We start from the raw sequence: 2,878 nt of genomic DNA, 5'->3' as shown, positions 1-2,878 counted from the left end.
GCTGCGGGGGTATGGTATCGCCTTCAAACACCCAGTACCCGAAATCAGCCTTTACTGAGAGTATCTTCCCGAAAAAACCCTGATCGATCAGCAGTTTCAGCTTGACAATTCCCGGCAGCCACAGCTTGTCAGCCACAACCCCGTGCTTAACACCGGCATCAGCTGCAAGCCTGTACAGCTCAACAGCCTGCCGGGAAGATACGGCAACAGGCTTTTCACAATATATATGCTTCCCTGCAGATATGGCCTGCTCTATTGCCGTGAATCTCATATCGGTGGTCTGGGCGTCAAAATAGACCTGGTAATCGGGGTTTTTCAACACTGATCCAAGGTCTGTGGTCCACTCCTCTATCCCGGACTCCCTGCTAAGCTGCTTCAGCTTCTCACTGTTACGGCCGACAAGGACCGGGCGCGGCATGATCCTCCTGTTTTGAGAGACCGGCACACCTCCCTGTTTGATAATGGGCACAACAGACCTCATCAGGTGCTGGTTCTTCCCCATTCGCCCGGTTACACCGTTCATTATGATGCCTACCGGTATGACATTGTTTTCTGCTTCCATTGTTTAATTTATTTACGACAAGCCGCCAAAATACAATTTTGCGGCCGGGATATCAAAAATAATCAGGAATGATCAAGATAGGCGCGGACTATCATGTCGAGGAACTGGTTCTGGTCATGGTTCCAGTAAATGTCGGAGAAGATCTCAACTTCATTGTAACCTTCAAAACCGCTTCGCTCCATCCACCCTCTTATCCGGCGTATATCGATGCATCCCTCCCCCATCAGTCCCCTGTCATTGAGAATATCACCCGTGGGCACTTTCCAGTCGCATATATGGAAAGCAAAAAGCCTTCCGTCCCTGCCACAGGCATCAATAGCTGTTTCAAGTTCCTCGTCCCACCACACATGGTAAACATCCACTGCGACACCCAGCCAGGAAGAATCAAAATAACGGGCCATATCAATCGCCTGCTTCATGGTATTTATTGATGAGCGCGTATCGGCATAGACCGGATGCAGCGGTTCAATGGCAAGCCTTACTCCCAGTTCGGCAGCCCGCGGGAGGATGGCCTCTATACCTGCCTTTATCTGTTCGCGTGATGTTCCGGGCGACTGCCCGGGATCTGCACCGCAAACAAGAACAAGTAAAGGAGCCCCTGCATCATGGGCCTCTTCAAGGGCAGCGAGGTTGTCGGTAATCGAACTCCTTCTTTTTGCCGGATCGATCGACGGGAAGAACCCGCCCCGGCAAAGAGAAACCAGATCAAGACCCCCCTCTCTGATGATCCTGCCTGCCCGCTTTGCTCCAGTCACTTGCAGGGCATCACGCCATACCGTTATTCCCTGTATACCCCTTGATGCATATTTGGCAACCGCTGTTTCAAGATCAAGCGGACGGGTTGTGATGGTGTGGACACACAAACGTGAAAGATCCTTTTCTGAATCCTGAGCCATATAATCCTTTTATGTTTTTTTTGCTGCCTACCCTTCCTTAATGCCGGAAACGATAAAAATACAGATTTTTGGGAAACAGGTCTGCAATTATGCCTAAATTTGCCATAGGCGAAGGATCCGGAAAATCGATGATAATTCAGCAACCCTTAAGATCCTGAAGTCAATTCTGGTTGCCGAAAAAAAACAGAACAAATGCATATTCTTATTACAGGAACAAGCAGGGGACTTGGCGAGGGCCTGGCCCTGCATTACCTTGACAGGGGAGATAAAGTTTTCGGGATCAGCAGGAATGATAATCGCGGACTCGAAAAACATCAGAATTTCAAATTCCTCCCACTCGACCTCAGTGATTTTGACGGGATCCGGAACAAACTCCCGGGATTTCTGGTTGAAGCCGGACATATTGACATTGCAATTTTGAATGCAGGCGTGCTCGGAGAGATAAAGGATATGGGGGAATGCAGCCTGGATGAGATAGAGAGGGTAATGGACATCAACGTGTGGGCGAACAAGGTCCTGATCGATACGATGTATGAAAACCTTGAGCGTATCAGCCAGGTAGTCGCCGTATCTTCCGGGGCCGCAGTTCTGGGGAACAGGGGCTGGAATGCATATTCAATCTCAAAAGCAGCATTGAATATGATGATAAAACTATACGCCAGGGAGCGGGAAGAGACCCATTTCTCAGCTATAGCACCCGGACTTATTGACAGTGCAATGCAGGATTATATTTATTCACTGGCCGATGATCCGAGATTCCCGTCCCTCAGAAGACTCAAAGATGCTAAATCAGGCGGAGAGATGCCTTCGGCGGGTGAAGCGGCAGAGACCCTGGCAAAAGCAGTAATAAAAGCACATAACGAGGAGAGCGGCAGTTTCATTGACGTAAGGGAAATATAAAAGAGTTATTATCTCTCTTCATTGTATATCAGCACGGGCAGCCTGGTCTGGCGTGCTATCTTTTCAGACCGGCTCCCATGCATCAGCCTGTCAATAAAGCCCCTGTTTTCCCTTAAAAGGACTATCAGATCGGCGTCCATCATTAGCGCAAAGTCATGAAGCTCGTCTACAAGCGGCTCACCGCTGGTCTCCTGCAGAACTTTCAGGGAGATCATATTGTAGCCGGTCTCCTTCTTTAACATTGCTGCAAAACCCTCACCTTTTACCCTCTCTTCGAAACCGGCGCTGGAGGTTATGTGGACAGCAGTAATACTTGCGGGGAACCTGGATGCAAATTTTGCAAGCATCTTCAGATTCGGGATATCCTCTTCATGGTAATCGGTTGCATAGAGTATCTCTGAAAAAGGTTTGTAGGTAATTCCTTCCGGCACGATCCAGACCGGGCAGTTTACCTTCCTGATTATGTCAATGTTATCGGTATCGTCGCCAAATGTCACATGTTCTTTTGAACTGCTGAGCA

4 protein-coding genes are annotated in these 2,878 nt (G+C 49.0%); 1 reads left to right on the top strand and 3 read right to left on the bottom strand.

Annotation, left to right across the window (positions count from 1 at the left end):
* Together EA408_11360 and EA408_11355 are read right to left on the bottom strand one after the other, a co-directional pair.
* Positions 1–562 (bottom strand): gfo/Idh/MocA family oxidoreductase (locus EA408_11360; GenBank protein ID TVR70386.1); only part of this gene is annotated, 562 nt, incomplete at its 3' end.
* Positions 563–624: 62 nt separating this feature from the next.
* Positions 625–1,458, bottom strand: coding sequence for a sugar phosphate isomerase/epimerase (locus tag EA408_11355; protein TVR70385.1), 834 nt, complete (start codon positions 1,456–1,458; stop codon positions 625–627).
* Between the two features lie 192 nt (positions 1,459–1,650).
* Between EA408_11355 and EA408_11350 the strand changes: the two genes are divergently transcribed.
* Positions 1,651–2,358: an SDR family NAD(P)-dependent oxidoreductase gene (locus EA408_11350; protein ID TVR70384.1), complete on the top strand. Its 708-nt coding sequence runs from the start codon at positions 1,651–1,653 to the stop codon at positions 2,356–2,358.
* A gap of 8 nt (positions 2,359–2,366) precedes the next feature.
* Here the strand turns inward: EA408_11350 and EA408_11345 are convergent.
* Positions 2,367–2,878, bottom strand: a 512-nt coding sequence (locus tag EA408_11345) for a universal stress protein (GenBank protein ID TVR70383.1), incomplete at its 5' end; no start/stop codon positions are given.

It is taken from the genome of Marinilabiliales bacterium, assembly GCA_007695015.1.
Classification (GTDB): Bacteria; Bacteroidota; Bacteroidia; order Bacteroidales; family PUMT01; genus PXAP01.
Note: the sequence above shows the minus strand (reverse complement) of the source record. Positions and strands in the feature narration are given on the sequence as shown.

What these genes read in the sequence shown, in the direction of transcription:
- EA408_11355 (TVR70385.1), bottom strand. Translation starts at nt 1,458, where the DNA reads ATGGCTCAGGATTCAGAAAAGGATCTTTCACGTTTGTGTGTCCACACC.
- EA408_11350 (TVR70384.1), top strand. Translation starts at nt 1,651, where the DNA reads ATGCATATTCTTATTACAGGAACAAGCAGGGGACTTGGCGAGGGCCTG.